Source organism: Flavobacteriales bacterium, from assembly GCA_013214975.1.
Lineage (GTDB): Bacteria > Bacteroidota > Bacteroidia > DT-38 > DT-38 > DT-38.
In genome coordinates, this window is sequence record JABSPR010000039.1 from 1 (window position 1) to 2174 (window position 2174).

Here is a 2174-nt window from a genome sequence, read left to right on the forward strand (position 1 = left end):
ATACGATTTATCCCCGATTTCGAACTCCCATATATCTTTAGCATTAGTAGACATAACTAATCCGATGTTCTCAATTTGATCACTTAATCCAATTAATTTGTTAAGTAATATTTTAGCATATAATGCGCCGGAAGCACCACCAACTGCAATAACTATTTTCTTCTTTTTCATAGTTTAATTGAAGTGAAATTTAAAAAATGCCATTAATGCTGTATTGTATTGTCCTCTATTGAGTTTCCATATTCCTCCAGATGGATGTTTTCGGACAGTTAGTACTGAGTGAGAACCTCGGATTGAAAACGAGAATTTATCAGAAAATCTTTTGGTAGCTCCCACCATAATTCCCGTCTCTGTCTTATTAAAATCACCATAGCTAACAATTATTGCCTCCTCTTCTTCTTGGCCAAGAAGTATCCCAATTGAAGGACCAATTTCTAGAGTTATAGATAATGTATCCAAAGTATATTGAAATAAAATGGGAATCTCGATGTAGGCTAATCGAAGTCTATATTCCTCTCTGATGATTCGTCCTTTTGAATCTCTAACAAATCGTTTACTTCCTTTAGGTGCTAATGTTATTGCAAACTCACCAGAATAAGGTCCTCTGAAATGACGTTTTACGAATAACCCTCCGGTTGCTCCGAAACGATAGTAACCACCTGACGCATCACCCGAAATCTGACTAGTAATCAAACCTCCTTGGAATCCTGCTTCAAAGTCTTGTGCCCTGGAAGAGTTGAATAAACCCAAGAGTGAAAAGAGAAGAATTACCTTTTTCATTAATTTTCTTTCAATAATAACTGATCAACCAAAGCGGGTAACCCTGTACCTGCTTGTTCTCTAATAATTTCTAGTTTCTCTATTTGCATTATATTTTCTGCTTTAGGATCTATGAAATATTTTGAAGACTCCGTTGGTGCAAAGTTAATGATTCCTGAAGCTGGATATACATTTAGTGATGTACCCACAATAATCAATATGTCAGCAAGAGAACACATCTCATGTGCTATGGGGATGTTAGGTACCATTTCACCAAACCATACAATATGAGGTCTCAATTGAGATCCTTTTTCGCACTCTTCTCCAGCAAGAATAGAGTTACCTTCTATTTCATATACCAAGGAGTCATCTACTGAACTTCGAGATTTAGTTATTTCACCGTGCAAATGGAGTATGTTATTTGAACCGGCTCTTTCATGTAGGTTGTCGATATTTTGAGTGATTATTTGCACATCAAACTTTTCTTCAAGCTTTACAAGTGCTAAATGGCCTGCATTAGGTTTAACTTCATTTACTTGCTTTCTTCTCGCATTATAAAAATTAAGAACTAATTCAAAATCGTTGCTCCATCCCTCTGGGGAGGCAACTTCCATAACATCATGGTTTTCCCAAAGCCCATCGGAATCTCTAAATGTCTGAATTCCACTTTCTACACTTATTCCAGCCCCAGTAAAGACGATTATTTTTCTCATAGCAAAAAATGAAAATAAAAACAACCTAAAGCGCTAACCTGCTGTTAGATAGGCAGTGTTATGGTAGTCCTGTTTTAGGGCTATTTTTTTATACTTTTATCTTATATATAAAACTATGGAAAAATTCAATAAACAAGATGCCCTCGATTATCACTCTATGGGTAAAAAAGGAAAGATTGAAGTTGTTCCTACCAAGCCATATAGCTCTCAGCGCGACCTTTCTTTAGCCTATTCTCCAGGAGTGGCTCATCCATGCTTGGAGATTGCAGATAATGTTAATGACGTGTATAAATACACGGCGAAAGGAAATCTTGTTGGTGTTATTTCTAACGGTACTGCAGTTTTAGGATTGGGTAATATAGGCCCGGAGGCTTCCAAACCTGTTATGGAAGGAAAAGGATTATTGTTTAAAATCTTTGCAGATATTGATGTTTTTGATATTGAAGTTGACGCTTCTGATGTTGATTTATTTGTGAATACTGTTAAAGCTATTGCACCGACTTTTGGAGGTATAAATTTAGAAGATATCAAGGCTCCAGAATGTTTCGAAATTGAAGAAAGATTAAAAGCAGAGCTAAGTATTCCAGTTATGCATGATGATCAGCATGGAACAGCTATTATTTCTTCAGCAGCAATGTTAAATGCTGTTGAATTGGCAGGTAAAAAAATAGAAGAAATTAAATTAGTGGTTAGTGGTGCTGG

The 2174-nt window shown here is 36.0% G+C and carries 4 protein-coding genes; 1 reads left to right on the top strand and 3 read right to left on the bottom strand.

Going from position 1 to position 2174, the window contains the following annotated elements; genetic code table 11:
• The 3 genes from HRT72_02585 to HRT72_02595 form a co-directional block, all read right to left on the bottom strand.
• A partial coding sequence (locus HRT72_02585; GenBank protein NQY66597.1) for a 3-octaprenyl-4-hydroxybenzoate carboxy-lyase occupies nucleotides 1-171 on the bottom strand: 171 nt, incomplete at its 3' end.
• A 3-nt stretch (nucleotides 172-174) separates the two neighbouring features.
• Nucleotides 175-780, bottom strand: a complete 606-nt coding sequence (locus HRT72_02590; GenBank protein NQY66598.1) for a PorT family protein — start codon at nucleotides 778-780, stop codon at nucleotides 175-177.
• Complete coding sequence (locus HRT72_02595) at nucleotides 780-1472, bottom strand: NAD-dependent deacylase (GenBank protein ID NQY66599.1); 693 nt, start codon at nucleotides 1470-1472, stop codon at nucleotides 780-782. Before HRT72_02595 ends, HRT72_02590 begins: the two co-directional genes overlap by 1 nt.
• A 115-nt stretch (nucleotides 1473-1587) precedes the next feature.
• Here HRT72_02595 and HRT72_02600 point away from each other — a divergent pair.
• A partial coding sequence (locus HRT72_02600; GenBank protein NQY66600.1) for an NADP-dependent malic enzyme occupies nucleotides 1588-2174 on the top strand: 587 nt, incomplete at its 3' end.

What these genes read in the sequence shown, in the direction of transcription:
- HRT72_02590 (NQY66598.1), bottom strand. Translation starts at nt 780, where the DNA reads ATGAAAAAGGTAATTCTTCTCTTTTCACTCTTGGGTTTATTCAACTCT.
- HRT72_02595 (NQY66599.1), bottom strand. Translation starts at nt 1,472, where the DNA reads ATGAGAAAAATAATCGTCTTTACTGGGGCTGGAATAAGTGTAGAAAGT.